This window comes from Kribbella sp. NPDC050281 (assembly GCF_040655855.1).
Taxonomy (GTDB): Bacteria; Actinomycetota; Actinomycetes; order Propionibacteriales; family Kribbellaceae; genus Kribbella.
In genome coordinates this window covers 75,097-92,340 of sequence record NZ_JBFAKS010000032.1, presented here as the reverse complement: position 1 = coordinate 92,340, position 17,244 = coordinate 75,097, and the positions used below count along the sequence as shown (strand labels likewise).

Annotated in this window: 21 protein-coding genes; 6 read left to right on the top strand and 15 right to left on the bottom strand. The window is 69.0% G+C overall.

Annotated features, from left to right (window positions below; all coding sequences use genetic code 11):
- The 6 genes from AB0I34_RS30170 to AB0I34_RS30145 are packed head-to-tail and all read right to left on the bottom strand — an operon-like array spanning position 1 to position 6,098.
- Positions 1-375: a DUF4913 domain-containing protein gene (locus tag AB0I34_RS30170; RefSeq protein WP_360451637.1), complete on the bottom strand. Its 375-nt coding sequence runs from the start codon at positions 373-375 to the stop codon at positions 1-3.
- Entirely contained in the window at positions 365-2,161 is a 1,797-nt protein-coding gene (locus AB0I34_RS30165; protein ID WP_360451635.1) for a TraM recognition domain-containing protein, read from the bottom strand. Before AB0I34_RS30165 ends, AB0I34_RS30170 begins: the two co-directional genes overlap by 11 nt.
- A complete protein-coding gene (locus AB0I34_RS30160) occupies positions 2,162-3,685 on the bottom strand; it encodes an ATP/GTP-binding protein (protein WP_360451633.1) in 1,524 nt (507 codons plus the stop codon).
- Complete coding sequence (locus AB0I34_RS30155) at positions 3,682-5,187, bottom strand: SCO6880 family protein (protein ID WP_360451631.1); 1,506 nt, start codon at positions 5,185-5,187, stop codon at positions 3,682-3,684. The genes AB0I34_RS30160 and AB0I34_RS30155 overlap by 4 nt, the downstream gene beginning before the upstream one ends.
- 3 nt (positions 5,188-5,190) lie before the next feature.
- The gene (locus AB0I34_RS30150) at positions 5,191-5,469 is read right to left on the bottom strand and encodes a conjugal transfer protein TrbC (protein ID WP_360451629.1); all 279 of its coding nucleotides are present in this window, start codon (positions 5,467-5,469) and stop codon (positions 5,191-5,193) included.
- A 14-nt stretch (positions 5,470-5,483) separates the two neighbouring features.
- Positions 5,484-6,098 (bottom strand): DUF6668 family protein, encoded by a 615-nt coding sequence (locus AB0I34_RS30145; RefSeq protein WP_360451627.1) that lies wholly within the window; start codon positions 6,096-6,098, stop codon positions 5,484-5,486.
- Positions 6,099-6,347: 249 nt separating this feature from the next.
- On the opposite strand from AB0I34_RS30145, the gene AB0I34_RS30140 reads away from it, so the two are divergent.
- Together AB0I34_RS30140 and AB0I34_RS30135 are read left to right on the top strand one after the other, a co-directional pair.
- Positions 6,348-7,769 carry a hypothetical protein gene (locus tag AB0I34_RS30140; protein ID WP_360451625.1) on the top strand — a complete coding sequence of 474 codons (1,422 nt, stop codon included), beginning with the start codon at positions 6,348-6,350 and terminating at the stop codon, positions 7,767-7,769.
- 32 nt (positions 7,770-7,801) lie between these two features.
- The gene (locus AB0I34_RS30135; RefSeq protein ID WP_360451623.1) at positions 7,802-8,011 is read left to right on the top strand and encodes a hypothetical protein; all 210 of its coding nucleotides are present in this window, start codon (positions 7,802-7,804) and stop codon (positions 8,009-8,011) included.
- A gap of 60 nt (positions 8,012-8,071) precedes the next feature.
- Here the strand turns inward: AB0I34_RS30135 and rplI are convergent, their stop codons facing one another.
- The 5 genes from rplI to AB0I34_RS30110 all read right to left on the bottom strand — a co-directional run bounded on the left by rplI (position 8,072) and on the right by AB0I34_RS30110 (position 11,142).
- The gene (rplI, locus tag AB0I34_RS30130; protein WP_131511788.1) at positions 8,072-8,518 is read right to left on the bottom strand and encodes a 50S ribosomal protein L9; all 447 of its coding nucleotides are present in this window, start codon (positions 8,516-8,518) and stop codon (positions 8,072-8,074) included.
- 14 nt (positions 8,519-8,532) lie between these two features.
- Positions 8,533-8,766 carry a 30S ribosomal protein S18 gene (gene rpsR, locus AB0I34_RS30125; protein ID WP_012924539.1) on the bottom strand — a complete coding sequence of 78 codons (234 nt, stop codon included), beginning with the start codon at positions 8,764-8,766 and terminating at the stop codon, positions 8,533-8,535.
- An 80-nt stretch (positions 8,767-8,846) separates the two neighbouring features.
- Positions 8,847-9,434 carry a single-stranded DNA-binding protein gene (locus AB0I34_RS30120; RefSeq protein WP_360451621.1) on the bottom strand — a complete coding sequence of 196 codons (588 nt, stop codon included), beginning with the start codon at positions 9,432-9,434 and terminating at the stop codon, positions 8,847-8,849.
- Positions 9,435-9,526: 92 nt separating this feature from the next.
- Positions 9,527-9,817, bottom strand: a complete 291-nt coding sequence (gene rpsF / locus AB0I34_RS30115; protein ID WP_130386399.1) for a 30S ribosomal protein S6 — start codon at positions 9,815-9,817, stop codon at positions 9,527-9,529.
- 197 nt (positions 9,818-10,014) lie between these two features.
- Entirely contained in the window at positions 10,015-11,142 is a 1,128-nt protein-coding gene (locus AB0I34_RS30110) for an MFS transporter (RefSeq protein WP_360451619.1), read from the bottom strand.
- Between the two features lie 94 nt (positions 11,143-11,236).
- Here AB0I34_RS30110 and AB0I34_RS30105 point away from each other — a divergent pair, with 94 nt between their 5' ends.
- Both AB0I34_RS30105 and AB0I34_RS30100 read left to right on the top strand, forming a co-directional pair.
- A complete protein-coding gene (locus AB0I34_RS30105) occupies positions 11,237-11,737 on the top strand; it encodes an Lrp/AsnC family transcriptional regulator (RefSeq protein WP_360451617.1) in 501 nt (166 codons plus the stop codon).
- A 31-nt stretch (positions 11,738-11,768) separates the two neighbouring features.
- Entirely contained in the window at positions 11,769-12,572 is an 804-nt protein-coding gene (locus tag AB0I34_RS30100) for a deoxyribonuclease IV (protein ID WP_360451615.1), read from the top strand.
- On the opposite strand, the gene AB0I34_RS30095 is transcribed toward AB0I34_RS30100, so the two are convergent.
- Positions 12,573-12,992: a hypothetical protein gene (locus AB0I34_RS30095; RefSeq protein ID WP_360451613.1), complete on the bottom strand. Its 420-nt coding sequence runs from the start codon at positions 12,990-12,992 to the stop codon at positions 12,573-12,575.
- 36 nt (positions 12,993-13,028) lie between these two features.
- Between AB0I34_RS30095 and AB0I34_RS30090 the strand changes: the two genes are divergently transcribed.
- On the top strand, positions 13,029-13,562 hold the full coding sequence (locus tag AB0I34_RS30090) for an NUDIX domain-containing protein (RefSeq protein ID WP_360451611.1): 534 nt from the start codon (positions 13,029-13,031) through the stop codon (positions 13,560-13,562).
- Here the strand turns inward: AB0I34_RS30090 and AB0I34_RS30085 are convergent.
- The 3 genes from AB0I34_RS30085 to AB0I34_RS30075 all read right to left on the bottom strand — a co-directional run bounded on the left by AB0I34_RS30085 (position 13,516) and on the right by AB0I34_RS30075 (position 16,184).
- Complete coding sequence (locus AB0I34_RS30085; protein ID WP_360451609.1) at positions 13,516-14,739, bottom strand: MFS transporter; 1,224 nt, start codon at positions 14,737-14,739, stop codon at positions 13,516-13,518. The two genes, AB0I34_RS30090 and AB0I34_RS30085, sit on opposite strands and share 47 nt — an antisense overlap.
- Before the next feature lie 144 nt (positions 14,740-14,883).
- Positions 14,884-15,597: an SDR family oxidoreductase gene (locus AB0I34_RS30080; protein WP_360451607.1), complete on the bottom strand. Its 714-nt coding sequence runs from the start codon at positions 15,595-15,597 to the stop codon at positions 14,884-14,886.
- A 20-nt stretch (positions 15,598-15,617) separates the two neighbouring features.
- Complete coding sequence (locus AB0I34_RS30075; protein ID WP_360451605.1) at positions 15,618-16,184, bottom strand: TetR/AcrR family transcriptional regulator; 567 nt, start codon at positions 16,182-16,184, stop codon at positions 15,618-15,620.
- A gap of 130 nt (positions 16,185-16,314) precedes the next feature.
- Between AB0I34_RS30075 and AB0I34_RS30070 the strand changes: the two genes are divergently transcribed.
- A complete protein-coding gene (locus tag AB0I34_RS30070; protein WP_360451603.1) occupies positions 16,315-17,235 on the top strand; it encodes an SDR family NAD(P)-dependent oxidoreductase in 921 nt (306 codons plus the stop codon).
- Positions 17,236-17,244 lie beyond the last annotated feature (9 nt).

The window sequence follows — 17,244 nt, the reverse complement described above, 5'->3', positions numbered from 1 at the left end:
TCAGATCCCCCGGAGGTTCGGTTGTCGCTGGTCGAAGAAGAGTCCGGCGGGCGGCTCCTCGACCGGCAGCGGCGCGATCGGGTACTCCGTATGGGCACCGCGGCAGGCCGCGAACGGACCGTCGGGGTCGAGAAGGACCGACATCTGCGGGTCCGCGTGGTCGCGCCACCAGGCTGACATCCCGATCGCCGGATCCAGCCGCAGGTGCTCCCAGGCGCGCCAGAGCGAGTCCAGCCGGCTGAGCGCCTCGGCGTGCCGGAACCACTCCGGGCACCAGACGAACTGCTGCCCGAGCCGGCGGGTGTAGAGGTAGATCAGCCGGTCCTCGACGAACGCCGCGACGTGCGGGTAGAAGAGTTCCTGTTCACCGTCCACCACGTTGCTCCTCGCTCTGCTCCCACACCGGGACGCCGACCGGCACAGCGGACCGGGCCTCCCGCGTACGGGCGCCGGTCGCTCCCGGATCGTACTTCGCCAGCGAGGCCTCCACCGCGTGGGCATCCGGCCGGGCGAACCACGGCACCGTCTTCACCATCGTCGCCGGGATCCCGGACGGGAACACCACCGCCCGCCCGGGCGGCAACGCGGCGAGGTCGGACACCTCGAGGATGTGGTGCCGCTGGATCTGCCGGCTGGTGCCACGCTCGCCCTTGCTGTACGACACCGAACTCGTGGTGATGTCGTAGTCGCCGATCAGTTTGCTGAGCTTCTCGAGGAACGTCGCGTCCGAGGCGCCACCGCCGTACACGCGGATGTTGGCGGCGGACCACAGCTTGTCCATGCCGCGCTCACCCCAGCACTCCGTCCCCTGCGCCCACGACTGCAGGATCGTCATCAGCACGATGCCGCGGGATCCGAAGTGGCTGTAGAGATCGGGCAGGTTCTTCCACCGGCACACGTTCGCTGCCTCGTCCAGTACGCCGACGAGTGGCGTCGGCAGGCGACCCATCGGGCAGCTCTTCGCATACTGCTCGGCCGCCTCCACGACGGCCACCGTCAACGCGGTGACCAGCGGTCCCGCCGTACCGGCGCCTTCCTTGGACAAGCTGTAGAGCGTGCCGCCCCGGCGGACGAACTCGTGCGGGTCGAACTGCGGGCGAGGGTCGTTCTGCCCCTGGGGGACGACCCAGCGGGTGACTTTGTGGTTAACCAGGAACTGGGCGCTTTGCTGGGCCGTGCCGTAGACACCGGCGCGCTGCTTGTCGGGCGCGCTGATCACACCGGCCAGCGCGTCGGCGGACAACTGGAGGCCGGGAGTGCTGCGCAGGATCCGCTCGGGCTCGTCGTTGCGCTGGTCCGCGAGCCAGCTGTAGACCTGCGTGATCGGGCGCCTCGCGACCGCCGCAGCGAGCAGCAGGCCGGCCAGCAGATCGGTGCCGGCCGCATCGAAGAATGCGTCGGTCTGCGCGTTCTCCCGGCGCTGCGATGCGACGAAGTGCCCGGCCAGGTCGCGCGCCTTCACCTCGTCGGTGATGTAAGTGAGCGGATTCCACCACCAGGCAGGCGGCTCCTCGCAGACCTGCTGTGGGTCGAACACCCACACCGGTCCCCGCTCCTGCCGCGGACCGCGGGTGGTGTCGACGAGGTCGCGCTTGTTCGAGGTGGCAACCACGGCGCCCGGCGCATCCAGAATCGCCGGCACGGCACGGGATGCCGTCTTTCCGGTCCGTGGTCCCCAGATGTCGATGTGCAGGTCCTCCCAGGATCCGAAGACCTCGAGGTCGTCTCGAACAGTCCGGCCGATCGGGATACCGGGACCGGCGTGGCCGGCGCCGAGCCTGTCCGCGATTGCCTGCGCACCCGAGCGGGTGAGCTTCGAGATCTCCGAACGCTTCGCCATCAGGTACGCCTGCCTGTCCACCCGGCCGACCCCGCTGCGACGTCTCCAGCCGAGCACGGCGATCGCGATCATCAGCAACAGGACGAACTCGAGGATCAGTACGCCGGTTGCCGCGGTGGACCACCGCAGTCGGCCGCCGATCAGATCGACGAGTGCGGTCATCGGGTCCGGCACCGCGGGGGTTCCGTCGATCGCAGCGGCGGTCCTGAGCGCTCCCCAGATCCCCACGACGCCGATCGTGAAGACGCCGACGCCGATGAAGACGAGGATCGTCTCGACGGACAGCACGCCCGGTCCGGTACTGCGCCTCCCGTCGGCCATCTACTTGTCGACTCCCGCTCGGGCGACCACGCGGGTGGCCGGGTCAGGCGGCGGCAACTCCAGCACCGGGTCGGTCCTCCAGAGCTTGTTGGTGTCGTTGATCTCGCGCTCGACCGAGGTGAGGCTGACGTGCACCGGGATGCCCGGACGGCCACCGACCTTGACCAGGAAGTTGCCGCGGCCGGGCGGCGCGACCTCCACACCGGTCGCCGGGTCCCAGGCGGGTGGGTCCTGCCAGCCGATGAGCATGTTCTGCTCCTCCTCGGACATCGGCACGACCTCAGTCAGGTTCTCCATCTCGGCGCGCGGCAGACCGCCGCAGACGACCATGCCGGACCGCTCGACGAACCCCTTGGCCTTCATCCGATCCTCCGCGTTCTCGAGCGCGAGCAGGTCGGACATGGTGTGCGAGATCATCGCAGTCCCGACTCCGCGCTGACGGTTCAGCCGGGTCAGCGCGTCGACGCGGTCAACCAGACCACGGCCGGCGCGCAGCACCCGCCACAGCTCGTCGAGGATGACGAAGTAATGCCGCCTCGGCTCCAGACCGGCGTCCGCCAACGCCTGCGACACCGCGACCGCGCCGAACCCGTAGGACCAGCAGGCCAGCAGTACGGCGGCCTGCAGGTTCGTCTCGGAGTCGTCGATCGAGGACACGTCGAACACGACCGGCCGATCCAGCCGCATCGGGTTGTCGGTCTGCGCGGAGAAGATCTCGCCCAGCCGGCCACCGCCGACCAGACCGATCAGCGATGCCTCGAGGCCCTCGGTGATCTGCCGATAGCGATCCAGGCTGCCGCGATCGAGAGCGACGTTGCGCACCCGGTCCGGCGCGTCCTGAACGACCTGGAGCAGATCGCGCAGTACCGGCGTACCGATGGATCTCTCGTCGAGGACCTTGAGTGCCTCGTCGAGGATCGTCTCCTCGCGGTCCGTCGGCGGCGCCGAGCGCATGATCGAGATCAACGCGGAGACCATCGTGTGGCGGCGCCCGTGCGCATCCGCCTGAATCGCCTCGCGTGCCTTCCCGGTCAGTCGCTGCGCCGCCGTCCGCGACTCCCCCGGATCCAGCACATTGAGATGCCCGCGCCCCCGCCCCAGCCTGATGACCTGCCCACCCAACGCCTCGATCAGGTCCCGGTAGTCAGGCTTCAGATCCCCCAGCACCAGCGGCTGCACCCCATACCCCGCCAGCCCCAACGCCATCCGCCGGACCACCGTGGACTTCCCCAGGCCGGGCCTGCCGAGCACGAACATCGAGGGGTTGGAGATGAGATTGGCCCGGGTGAACCAGTTGATCGGATCGCAGCAGAGGGTGGCGCCGGAGAGGATGTTCCGGCCGATGGGTACGCCGACCATGGGACTGCCGGTGCCCGCGGCGAAGGGCCACAGGCCGCAGACCTGGACCGTGGTGCCACGCCACTCGGCCGGTGCCTGGAGGTACGTCGAGTAGCCGCGGCCCGCACCGGGCCAGCCGCGCGGCATCGGCCGCTTGCCGCTGCGGACCGGGTCGGCCGGCTTCACAATGTCTCCCGGATGCCGGCGGGAACGGACAGGTGGCTCTGCAGTACGACGCCGAGCGGCAAGCCAGCCACGAAGGCGGAGTCCTGCGAGCCGTACGCCGGCCGCAGCAGGACGCGGGCGGTGGCGCCCAGATTGTCGATGGCGGCGATCATGTCCGGGACCTGCTCCGCGGTCATCACGGTGCCGGTCACGACCATGCCGAAGTTGACCAGGCCCGCGCCGTGCGCTTCCTCCTGCGCGGTCCGCTCCGCTGCCCTGGCCTCGGTCATGGTCCGGGCCGACGGACGGCTCGACGTGGTGGCGCGGAACGACGCGTTGCGCTTGTCGGCCTCGACCACTCGGGCCGCGGTAGCCGCGTCCAGCGGACGGTAGAGCAACGTGACGCGCTTCCGATCGATGTCCCCGTGCGGCGCGACCAACTGGGACAGCACCGAGGAGAACACCTCACCACGCGGCGCCTGCGTCATCTGCCATGTCACCGACCACGCGGAGTCGTGCCGGTACTTCTCCCAGAACCCTTGCGCACCGGCCGGACCGACATCGGTCCACTGCAGCTCCGGCATGTCCCCGTGGCTACGCGCCTCATCGATCAGTACGGCGGACGCCGGGTCGTAGGCGATGCGCACGGTCTCGCACAACTCTTGAGCGGTGACCGGACGGGCCGCACCAGCACCCGTGGCGTTGAGGCTCTGGGTGAGAGCGGGCAGCCGGGACGCGAGCTCACGAGCCATATCCTCCTCTTTGCGGCGCTTGCCGCTCCGGTCCGTGCCCTTGAACGTCAGTGCGACTCGGGCAGAGATCAGCGCTGAGCCCTCCGGGTAGGTCTGCACGACCTCCGTCAGCATTGCCCGCGCGATGGCCGGCGTACCGTCCAGCATGTTGCTGCCGACCTCGCGACGGAGCCGGATGCCGGTGTCGGGCGCGCTCTCCACCGTCACCGACGCAGCCACGATGCCGGGCTCGTGGCCCAGCGCGGCGAGCCACTGACCCCAGTGCGCGACCCACACGTCCACCTGCTCCTGGTCCACCAGCGAGGCACCGTCCGGCTCGGCGTTGATGACGACGGTGAAGTGCCGGGTGCTCGGGTAGTACAGCAGCGCGAACGGCCGCCCGTACGAGTCCTCGAACTCGCTCAGCTGGGATGCGGCGGCCAGACCCGGGAGCTGGAAGGTGCCCCACGCGGGGCGGCCGAGTGGGCCGGACCGGTAGATGTTGTGCTTCGCCATCTTCGCTCGTTCCCATCCGATCCGGGTGGAGAGACGTTGCAGGGCGGACAGCCCGTGCTTGTCCTTGGTGGTCAGCATGAGCAGGCAGACGCCGATGATCAGCAGCGTGACGATCGCGCCGATCAGACCGCCGGCCATCGTGGCCATGATCGTCATGACCAGCCCGCCCATCAGCAGAGCGGTGCCGAGCGAACCCAGTCCGGCGATCCCCGCGGAGGCGGGCTGCCGCCAGTTCCCGTACGTTCGCGGGACGCCGCGGACGGTGTCAGCGGCCATGGGTCACTGCAGGGCGCCGACGAGCAGTGTCGAGGATGCGATCACGATGCAGGCGGTGAGCACCCAGCCGAGCCGGGCGGCATGCTCGCCACCTTCACCGCGTCGCTGTCCGACGGCCATCATGGCGCCGGCGATCAGGATGCCGAGAACGCAGACGGCGAAGGCGATCCAGCGCACCCAGTCGATCACCAGCTCGAGTTTCTCGCCGCCGGGTGGCCGGGTGCCGCCACCGCTGAGCGGTATCAGGGCATGCGTGTCCGAGATCAGATGGGCCAGCATCATCGCGGAGGGACCTTTCAGTACGGGGCGGGATAGTCCGCAGGGTTCGCGGCGCGCAGTGCGTAGATGGATTCGAGGACTTCGAAGACCTCGTCCGGGGTGTTCTCCGGCGTCGGAGCCTCCCCTCGGCGCCACTCCTCGATCCAGGGGATGTCCCAGACCCGCGGCACGCCGCCGCCGACGATGTCGGCGAAGTCGTCGAGCACCCGGGGCAGTCGCCCGGGTGCGTCCGCGATCAGCACCAGGCCCAGCACGGCGACGCCCTGGACCACACCGGACGCCCACTCGACCGCGGCCCGCTGGGCGGCCCGCAGACCGGAACCATGCGTCCGGGCGACGAGGACGACCGGCGTCGGCACCGGTGGTGGCGGGATCGGCCAGCGATGGTTCGCCGCCCGGCTCCCCGGAAGGAGGAGCGACATCGTGGTCTCGCCCGCGCCGCCGTGCACACCGACCCACCAGAGGGTGTCCGCGGCCGGAATCGCGAACTTGGGCAGCCGCTGGTCCTCGGCCGGCGCGGAAACGCCGTGCTGAGGTGCGGACGGCCCGCCCGCGGGCTGCGGCGAGGGACCCGGCGGTGGCTGGTGCGGACCTGAAGTCGTTGACTGCCGATCCCACGGATTCTGCGTCATGGCCCCTCCTTTCGTGGTGTGTGACAAGCTGTCGCTCACCGTATTCTCTCAATTCCCGGATGTACGTTGCGTGAGTTATCCACAGGCCTTGCGACCCGTCGCTCCCTGGCCGGAGCAGTCGAGCCGGGCCGGGCCCGCAGAGTCCCGCGGGCCCGGATTTCCGGCCTGCGGTGGTCGCTGCACATGCTAGAACGGGGGCGGCGTAGTCGGATGAACGAGGGAGATCTGTGGCGGGAATGAGAGGTCGCCGTGGCTGAGAAGATCCCGTCCTGGCCCAAGGTGACGATCCGGTTGCACGACGACCGCAACGCCGAGGTCACCATCGCCGGGCGGACCCATCCGGTCAGCAACCACCGAGATCCACGGCAGGCCGCGATCGCCGTCGTGAGCGATCGGGCCGCACAGCTCGGCCGGCCGGTGCGGGCAACCGCGGTGGAGTCCGACGGTTCCTCCTGGCCGCTCATCGTCCACCCCGACGGCCGGGTCGACGCAGTGGATTCGGAGAGCCGAAGCAGCACGAGCGGCGGCGCCCGCAGGCCGGGCTGGCCGGTCATCGCCGGCATCGCGCTGGCCGTCGTACTGATCGCAGGTACGACGCTCTACTTCACGGTGTTCCGGGACGGCGACAGCGACGTGTCCAAACCGTCGGAAGCACCGAAGGTCCCGGCGCTGCCCGAGCCGAAGGTCGTACCGGACCAGTTCTCGGCCCGGCCGGTGCCACCGGGCTGGTCGACCAAGGCGAGTTGGACGGTCGACATCGCCGCGAAGTCGACGCCTGTGGTGTCACCGGACGGCAAACAGGTCGCCGTCCTCACGCCGGACGAGAAGGTCGCGGTGTTCGACGGCAACGGCAAGGTCCTCTGGCAGGACAAGGTGCCGAAGGACGCGCAGAGCCCGGTCTACACCACGATCGACTCCAAGCCCGTGCTCGCGGTGGCGGCGCCGGATGCCTTGTACTACTGGGCCGGTGGCGGTGCCGGCGCCACCTCGGTGGAGCTGCCCGACCAGGCGCAGGTGCAGTTCTTCGGGACGTCGCCGCTGATCAAGGTGGAGGGCGACGCCGGTGCGAGCATGGTGGCAGGCGGCAAGCTGAAGGCGGTGCCGAACCAGCCGCGCCTGTCCACGGTTCTGCTGGCCGAGAGCGACAAGGCGTTGATGGCGCGGTACACCGGTCCGCTGTTCTGGAGTCAGCTGGACAAGGGTCTGCAGACCGTGAACCTGAAGGCGCCGTCCGGGTCGAAGGGCATCGAGCATGTGGTCGCCGCCAGCCCCGGCCGCGCGCTGGTGCTGTGGAAGTCGGCAACCAAGGACATCGTGATCCCGGTAGTGCACTCGACGGTGAACGGCGCGGTCCTCGCCGCGTGCCCAGTGGCGAAGGAGGCTGACGTCGAAAGCTGGCAGTGGGTGCCGGACCGGACCGGCAAGGTCGCTGCCTGGGGCAACTGCGTGATCGACTTCGCGAACAAGTCGACGGCGCGGTACACCGACTTCCAGCCGGCTTCGGTCACGGGTACGACGATCTACGGGATGGTCGGCAGTGATCTCGTCGCCACGACACCCGGCGGCAAAGGCCAGACTCTTCCCGCCGATACCGCGCGGCCATGGGGTGTTGCGGATGGGCGAGCGCTGGTGGTGCACGACTCGACGTTGTACGCGTTGGACAAGAAGTGAATCGGTCCGGCCGCGCGCTTGCGGCAGTGCTGGTGACAGCAGGGTTGCTGGTGCCGGCCGGGCAGGTGATGGCGGACGACGATCCCGGTCCGGTGCAGTGGCCGCGGGTCGCTCTACCTGATGCCGGAGGCAACCAATCGGATCCGGGACCGGTCAAGTGGCCGAAGGTCGCCAAGCCGGAGAACGGCGGCGAGGGCAATGACCCCAAGCCACTCCCCTGGCCGACGCCGACCCCAGGCTGAGCAGGACACGACAAGGCCCGCATCCCCTGAGGGAGATGCGGGCCTTGGGTGTTGCTGAGGTCAGACGGCCGCGACCTCGAGGCGGACCGTGGCGGCCACCTCGGGGTGGAGCTGCACCGAGACCTGGTGCTTGCCGGTGCTCTTGATCGGCGACGCGATCGCGATCGCGCGCTTCTCGACGAGCGGGCCGCCGGCGGACTTGATCGCGCCGGCGATGTCGGCCGGGGTGACCGAACCGAACAGGCGGCCGGTGTCGCCGGCCTTGACGTCCAGCGTGACGTTGAGCTGCTCGAGCTGGTTCTTGACCTCGCTCGCGTGCTCCTTGCCCTGGATCGCCCGGGCGTCACGCGCCCGCTTGATCGACTGGATCTGCTTCTCGGCGCCGCGGGTCCAGCCGATGGCCAGGCCGCGCGGAACCAGGTAGTTGCGGCCGTAGCCGTCCTTCACCTCGACGATGTCGCCGGGGGCTCCGAGGCCCTCGACCTCCTGCGCCAGGATGAGCTTCATGGTTCGGGCCTCCCTCAGCGAGCCGTGCTCGTGTACGGCAGCAGCGCCACCTCACGAGCGTTCTTGATAGCGGTGGCCACATCGCGCTGGTGCTGCACGCAGTTCCCGGTCACCCGGCGGGCGCGGATCTTGCCGCGGTCCGAGATGAACTTGCGCAGCAGCGCGGTGTCCTTGTAATCGACGTACGTCGCCTTGTCCTTGCAGAAGCCGCAGACCTTCTTCTTCGGCTTCCGAATGATCTTGGCCATTGTGGTGCTCTCTTCCTTCCAGAGCCCGGCACACGTGCCGGAATGGTCTGTCTTACATGGTTACGACCCGGAGCGCCGGATCAGAACGGAGGCTCCTCCATCGAGCCGCCGCCCTGGCTGGCCCAGGGATCGTTCTGCGGGGCAGCCTGACCGCCGCCACCACCGCTGCCGCCACCCTGCGGGGTCGCCCAGGGGTCGTTCTGCGGGGCGCCGCCACCTTGGCCGCCGCCACCGAAGTTGCCACCACCCTGGTTGCCACCACCGCCACCACCGAAGCCGCCGCCGTCTCCGCCGGGACCGGAGCGCATCGCCCGGGTCACCTTCGCGGTAGCGCTGCGCAGGCTCGGTCCGACCTCGTCCACGTCGATCTCGAAGACCGTGCGCTTGTTGCCCTCACGGTCGTCGTACGAACGCGACTTCAGCCGGCCCTGCACGATCACGCGCATGCCGCGCTGCAGCGACTCGGCCACGTTCTCCGCGGCCTGGCGCCAGACGGAACAACTCAGGAACAGCGACTCGCCGTCCTTCCATTCACCTGTCTGCCGGTCGTACGTCCGCGGCGTCGACGCGATCCGGAAGTTCGCGACGGCGGCACCGGACGGGGTGAACCGGAGCTCAGGATCGTCGACAAGGTTGCCGACCAGTGTGACGACGGTTTCGCCTGCCATTGCCGTTCCTCCTGCTATCGGGTGTGTCTGTGTCTACAGCTATCAGTACCGGCTGGTGCCGACAGTACCGATGGCTGCTGACGACCCCAGGGTCAGTGCTGGTCCGGCCGGATGACCTTGGTGCGGAGGATCGACTCGTTCAGCGTGAGCTGACGGTCGAGCTCCTTCACCACCGCCGGCTCGGCGGTCAGGTCGACGACGGCATAGATGCCTTCGGACTTCTTCTTCACGTCATAGGCAAGCTTGCGGCGACCCCAGATGTCGAGCTTCTCGACCGTGCCACCTTCCTTGCGGACGATGTTCAGGTACTGGTCGATGGACGGCTCCACGGTGCGCTCATCGAGCTCAGGGTCGAGGATCACCATGACTTCGTAACGACGCATGCGCGAACTCCACCTCCTTCGGACTTGGCGGCCACGGTCTCTCCGTGGCAGGAGGGCGATGCGATTCGCTTCACGCCGACACTTGCCGTCGGCGCCAAGCAACGAGCCCGGTCGATGGACCGGGCCACATCCAAGAGAATACCAGCGTCCGGACGCCCGCTTGACCATATCCACAGGCCTGTTCCGATGACTCTCCGTTACCGCCTGACGACCTCGGGTGCGGGCCGCCGGGCCACGAGCACCAGCAACGGTACGGCGAGAACCGCCGAGACCAAGGTCAGGACGCGGAAGCCACCGAGGCTGAAGAGCCAGGTCGAAGCGGCCGTGGCGACCGCGGCCACGGTCCAGATCCACGACTCCACCTTGCTCTCCAGATGCGCGGAGAGCTGCGAACTGCCACCGAGGTAGCAGAGGTTCCAGGCGTAGCCGAGCAGGAACAGGGCCGGCGTGAAGACCGGACCGGCCTGAACGATCAGGACCCCGGAGGCGAGGATCAGGCCAAGGCCGGCAAGCAGCACCGGTCGGGAACCGAACCGGTCGATGCACCACCCGGTCAGCGGAGACAGGGCGAACATGCCGAGCGTGTGAGCGGACAGCATCAATCCCAGTACGCCGAGACCATCACCGTGGTTGTGGGCGTGCACAGGAACGGAAGTCATCAGAGCCACCATGACCAGGTGACCCACGACCATCACACAGGCGGCCAGCGCAACCGGCGTACGACGAGAGACCGCGGAGTGGTCGCGAGACACGGGTACGTCGGTGGCGTGGACAGTGACCCGGATGTAGGTGGAGGCGACCAGCGCGGCGAAGACCGCCGCTAGGGCGAGCAGGAAGGGTCCGGCGGTTGCCGGCAGGCCGAAATCGGCGGCGAAGGACTGAGACGGCGCCATGAAGAACGGTCCCCCGGCCGCACCCGCAGTACTGGCCCAGACGACTGTGCTCATGGCCCGCGCGCGTCGGGCCGGCGGTACGGCGTCGGCAGCGGCGTACCTGGACAGGAGGCTCGCTGCATTACCGGCGCCGAGCAGGAACATCCCGATGAACAGCAGTGCCAAGTGGGCACCGACCGCAGTGAGCACTGTCAGCGCCCCGCCGGCGACACCGACGCCGTACCCCATGCGGAGTGCTTGCGCTCGGCCCAGCCGGGCAGTCCAGCGGCCGACGGCCATGGCGCCGGCTGCGGTACCCAGAACGCCGGCGGCGTTAGGCAGACCGGCCACGCTGGGGCTCAACGCGTCCGCGATCAGGATGGTGCTCACCGCACTCGCGGCGACCATCGCGGCGTTCATCAGGGCGGCGGCCAGAACGACGGGGATCAGCATGAAATCCACGCTAGGAAGGCGCGTCCGCCGGTTGAAGGCAGGAAGAAAGGCGTTCGGCCTTGCGGAGCAGCGATGTCGAAGGTGTTCTGGGGAGATGACCTTTCAGGAGCGTGAGCTCGACTCCACCGACTGGCAGATCCTGTCCGAACTGCAGACCGACGGGCGGCTGTCGTTCAACCAGCTGGGCAAGCGGGTCAACCTGTCGCCGCCGGCCGTGGCGGACCGGGTACGGCGGCTGGAGGAGTCCGGCGTGATCGCCGGCTACCGGGCCGAGGTGGACCCGGCTCGGGCCGGTCAGCCGCTGTCGGCGTTCGTCCAGATGCGCTGCACGACCGGGCGCTGCCTGCTGAAGACCACGCGGGCGGAGGACTTCCCAGAGGTCCTGGAGATCCACAAGCTGAGCGGCAACTCCTGCTCGATGCTCCGGGTCCGCGTCACCTCGATGAGTCACCTGGAGGGCCTGTTCGAGCGCCTCGGCGAGCACGGCGAGATGAACACGCACATCGTGTTGTCGACCGAGTTCGAGGGCCGGCCGGTGCAGCCTCCGGCGCAGGAGTCACGACCGGTCACCCGATCGGCGGGCTGGGGTTCGTGAACTGTCCGTCGGCGGTTCTAGGGTGGGTCCCATGACTGTGAAACTCGGTGCGCACGTGGACCAGGCAGACCCGCTGGCCGAGGCGGCCGACCGGGGCGCCGACCTGGTGCAGTTCTTCCTCGGCAACCCGCAGGACTACAAGGCGCCCAAGCTCGCGTACGCCGATGGCGAGGAAGCGCTCAAGGAACGCGCGGCCGCCGCGGGCATCGACCTGTACGTGCACGCGCCGTACCGGCTGAACGTGGCGAACACGAACAACCGGATCCGGATCCCGAGCCGCAAGCTGCTGCAGCAGACGCTCGACAAGGCCGCCGAGATCGATGTCAAAGGGGTCATCGTGCACGGCGGCCACGTCGGCGACGAGGACGACCCCGAGGCCGGCTTCGACAACTGGCGCAAGTGCATCGAGCGCGCCCAGCTGCCTGTCCCGCTGCTGATCGAGAACACCGCCGGCGGCGAGAACGCGATGGCCCGCCAGCTGGACCGGATCGCCCGGCTGTGGGACGCGGTCCAGGCGTCTGGCAACGACCGCCTGGAGAACGTCGGGTTCTGCCTCGACACCTGCCACTTCCACGCGGCCGGCGAGGAGTTGCCGACGATCGTCGAGAAGGTGAAGGCGATCACCGGTCGGATCGACCTGGTGCACGCCAACGGATCACGGGACGAGTTCGGCTCCGGCGCCGACCGGCACAGCAACTTCGAGGAGGGCCACATCGACCCGGCCGACATCGTCGCGGTGGTGCAGGCAGCGGGCGCGCCGGTGGTCGTCGAGACGCCGAACGCGGATCACGGTCAGAAGGCCGACATCGACTATCTGCGGGCGCACCTGAAGTAGCTACTCCTTCTTCGCGGGGATCAGGTGGTGCAGCCAATAGGTGATGCCCCACGGCAGGAGCAGTGCCAGTGAGCCGGTGTCGCGGGCAGGGATGAGGATGTCCGCACCGATGGCGACCACCAGCAGGACTGTGGTCGCCTGGAAGACGGTGAACTTGCCGACCAGTGGCTGGTTGAGGGCGAGGCGGCCCACAGCGCAGGCCACGTCAACGGCGAGGAGGGCTGCGATCGAGAGCGCTGCCAGCGCGACACCGGTCCACGCCAGGCCGCCGTACTGCGCTGATTCGCCGACCACATCGGCGAGCAGGAAGACCCCGACGACCGCGGTGAGCGCGGCGGCGGCCCACAGCATCCGCTGAGTTGTCCGCCGGGCCCGTTCGGGATCAGGCCGGGCGTCAGGCGGTGGATCGGGATGCGCCATGAATGGGACCGTAGCGCAGGCGGAACAATGGCCACCATGCAGACCTGGGCCGAGCGGTTCCCCGAACTCTTCGCACCCGGCTACTGGACCTGGGGTGATCTCGATGTCCGGTTCACCACCGAGGAGCCGCCGGACGAGCTGATCAGCAACGTGCACGTGGTCGCCCGGACCGCCGGAGGGATCGTTGTCTGTGGCAACGACCTGGGCTGGCGCTTCCTGCCCGGCGGCACCCGGGAGCCGGGCGAGACGATCGAGCAGCTCGTCCATCGTGAACTGCTGGAGGAGGCCGGCGCCCGGCTGGCCGGTCCGATGACCTGGCTCGGCGCGCATCGGGCGGTGCATCGCCGGCCGGCGCCGTACCGTCCACATCTGCCGCACCCGATCTCCTACTGGGCCAACGTCGTCGCGGACGTCGTGATCGAGCAGGAGCCGACCAACCCCGAGGACGGCGAGCAGGTCACGGAGGTCCTCGTGCTGCCGCCGGACGAGGCGATCGCCTACCTCGACGCGCAACCGGACGGCGTCATGGGACCGATCGTTGGACTGGCTCAGGCAATGGAGCTGGTGTAGCCGACCGCCACGGCAGGACAGCCGCGCTGAACAGGCAGCACACACCGGCCACGACCATTGCCCCACGCAACCCCATCACCGCGGCGAGCGCGCCACCGATTGCCATGAACGCGGGCTGGACGCAGCGAGAGCTGATCGACCAGGCGGTCAGCACCCGAGCCATGTAGGCGTCCTCGGTGACCTCCATCCGGTACGTCGCGAACGACGGGTTGAAGGCACCGGCCATCAGCAGCATCCCGGCCTCGGCCACAGTCAGCCACACCAGCCCGGCCAGACCCGCCGGCGCGAACGGCAACGGCAGAACCCACAGCGCTCGCAGTGCACCGAACAGCAACAGCATCTTGTGCAGCCCGAGCCTGCGGGTGAGCGGCGGCGCCATTCGTGCACCGAGGATGCCGCCGAGACAGGACACTCCGAGGACCACTCCGTAGCTCCAGGGCTCCAGCTTCAGGTCGCGCAGCATCAGCACGGTGAGCAGCGGCGACACCATCATCACCGGCCCGCCGAAGAGCTGCGAGTTCCAGAACAGGACGCGCAGCCCGCGGTGCCCGAGGATGTAGCGCCAGCCGGCGGTGATGTCGCGCTTCTCGTTCCGCGCCACCGGCTCCGGCTCCGGCTGCTGGATCCGGCGGATGCCCAGCGCCGACAGCAGGAACGAGACCGCGTCGACCCCGAGCGAGGCCGTCGCGCCGACGAGGCTGACGAGCGCACCGCCGATCGGCGGACCGACGGTCAGCGTCGTCCACGTCGTCTGCTCGAACTTGCTGTTCGCCTCGCCCCGCGCGGCCGCCGGCACCAGCGCCTTCAGGTGCGCACCGCTCGCGGCGGTGAACGCGATCAGGCCCGCGGCCTGGATGACGCCGACGACGCACAACTGGGTGTACGTCATGACCCCGAACGCCGCGGCGATCGGCACCGACGCCAGCGCCCCGAACCGGATCAGGTCCGACGCGATCATCACGGGCCGCTTGTGCCGTTGCTCGATGAAGTCGCCCATCGGCAGCGCGAGTGCTGCACCGGCGAGCGTGGACAACGCCGCGAGCAGGGAGACCTGGAAGGTCGAGACGTCGAGCGCGAGCACCGCGACGAGTGGAAGAGCTCCGTTTCCTACCGCACTGCCGAGCGCACTGATGGCGAAAGCGGCCCAGAGCCGCCGGAAGTCTCGACCCAAGGACATCCCGCGATCGTAGGAGGCGGGACCGACAGAACCAGCGCAGGTTCAGACCGCCGTCGCACGCCCGCCCACTGGCGGGTTGTTTCACCGCTGACGCGTAAACAACCTGCTAGCCATCACAAACCCCGCCACCCGCCGGCTGCACTCCTAACGCAGGTTGAGGCCGCCGTCGAGGAGGACTACTTCGCCGGTGATGTAGGAGTTGTGGACAAGTGACGAGATCAGGTCCGCGACGTCCGATGGCTGGGCCGCGCGGCGCATCGGACTCGAGGTCTTCCACAGCTCCTGCGCCTCGGTCCACGACGCTGTGAGTGGTGTGTCGACGAGTCCAGGCGCGACGGCATTGACGCGCACAGGTCCCAGCGCCGCGGCCAGCAACTTGGTCACGTGATTCAGTGCGGCCTTGCTGGCGGCGTACGCGATCGAGCTTCCCTTCGGCCGCACGCCCGCGTGGCTCGTCACGTTGACGACGCATCCACCCGATTCGCGCAGCGCCGGGAGAGCCGCCGTACACAACAACCAGGGGGCGATCAGGTTGACGTCGAGCAGCCGTCGCCAGTCAGCCGCGGACAACCCCTCGAGCTCCGCGTGCGGCACCGGCCAGCTGATCCCCGCGTTGTTCACCAGTACGTCGAGCCGCCTGTGCTCAGCCAGCACACTCGGCACCAACCCAGCCGCCTCAGCGTCGGACGAGAGATCGGCCTGGTGATACGACCCACCCAAGTCCGTCGCCAGCGCGACTCCAGCCTCCACGCTGCTTCGCGAGTGGACCGCAACGACCATCCCGTCGTCCGCCAACCGCCGAGCCGTCGCCGCCCCGATCCCCGACGCAGACCCCGTCACCAACGCCACCTTCTGCATCCCGCAACCCTAGAAGCCGGTCAGGGGCGGTAGCGGAGGCCGTCCAGGAGAAGGTCGAGGAGGCGGTCGGCCTGATCGCGGCGGCTGCCGGCGGCCAGCGCCACGCCGCTCAGGCTGACGAGGACGTCCTCGGCGGGAACGTCGGGACGGAGTTCGCCCCCGGCGGCGCCGGCGTCGAGGAGCGGTTTGATGGCGCCGACCAGGAGCTCGAAGCTGTGCGCGTACGGGTTGGCGCCGGCCGCGATCACGGCACGGAGCGCCTCGGCCATGCCGAGCTTGCGGGTCATGTAGTCGATGAAGCGGTCCATCCACGCACGCAGCGCCTCGGCCGGCGGCAGCTTCTCGAGCAGCTCGGGTGCGGCGTCGCAGACAGCCGCGAGCTCGCTGCGGTACGCCGCCTCGATCAGCGCGTCGCGGGTCGGGAAGTGCCGGTACAGCGTGCCGATCCCGACACCGGCGTCCTTCGCGATCCCGTCCAGCGTCGCCTCCAGCCCGCACTTCGCGAACGCGCGCGACGCGGCGGCCAGGATCTGGTCGCGGTTGCGCTGCGCGTCGGCCCGTAGCGGGCGCTCACTCGTGCCCGTCATCTCCCCCTCCTCACAAACGTGCGGCTAGCGAAAACCTAGCGGACTTGTTAATCGGAGGGTCCTCCGCTTAACTGGATTTACCGGAGGTTCCTCCGGTTACAGCGTAGCTCGCAGAACAGGAACAGACCTGATGAGCAGAATCACCACCCCCTTCGGCTATGACTCCACTGCCGCCGAGGTGATCGCCGGCGTCGACCTGACCGGTCGCCGCGCGGTCGTCACCGGCGGCGCGTCGGGTATCGGCGTCGAGACCGCCCGGGCCCTGGCCGCGGCCGGCGCCGAGGTCACTCTCGCCGTTCGCAACACCGCCGCCGGTGAGCGCACGGCGGCGGGCATCATCGAGTCGACCGGCAACAACCATGTCTTCGTGGCGCCGATCGAGCTCGCCGACCGCGAGTCGGTCAAGGCCTTCGCGGCCAACTGGGAGGGCCCGCTCCACATCCTGGTGAACAACGCCGGTGTGATGGCCGAGCCGCTCAACCGCACTCCCGAGGGCTGGGAGCACCAGTTCGCCACCAACCACCTCGGTCACTTCGGCCTCGCCCTCGGTCTGCACGACGCTCTCGCGGCGGCCGGCGACGCACGCATCGTCGCGGTCAGCTCCAGCGCCCACCTTCGCTCGGACGTCCACCTCGACGACCTTCACTTCGAGCACCGGCCGTACGAGCCGTGGTCGTCGTACGGGCAGTCGAAGACGGCCAACGTGCTGTTCGCGGTCGAGGCTTCCAAGCGCTGGGCGAGTGACGGCATCGTCGCCAACTCCCTGATGCCGGGCGGGATCCGGACCGCGCTGCAGCGGCACATCGCGCAGGACCTGCTGACGCAGTGGGAGACGGAGTACCGCTGGAAGACCGTCGAGCAGGGCGCGTCGACCTCGGTGCTGCTGGCCGCGTCGCCACTCGTGCAGGGCGTGACCGGCCGGTACTTCGAGGACAACAACGAGGCTCTGCCCAACGTGCCGGGCGAGAACACGGGTGTCGCGCCGTACGCGCTCGATCCGGAATCGGCCACCCGGCTGTGGGATATATCGATCGAGCTGCTCAACAGCTGAGGTTTGATC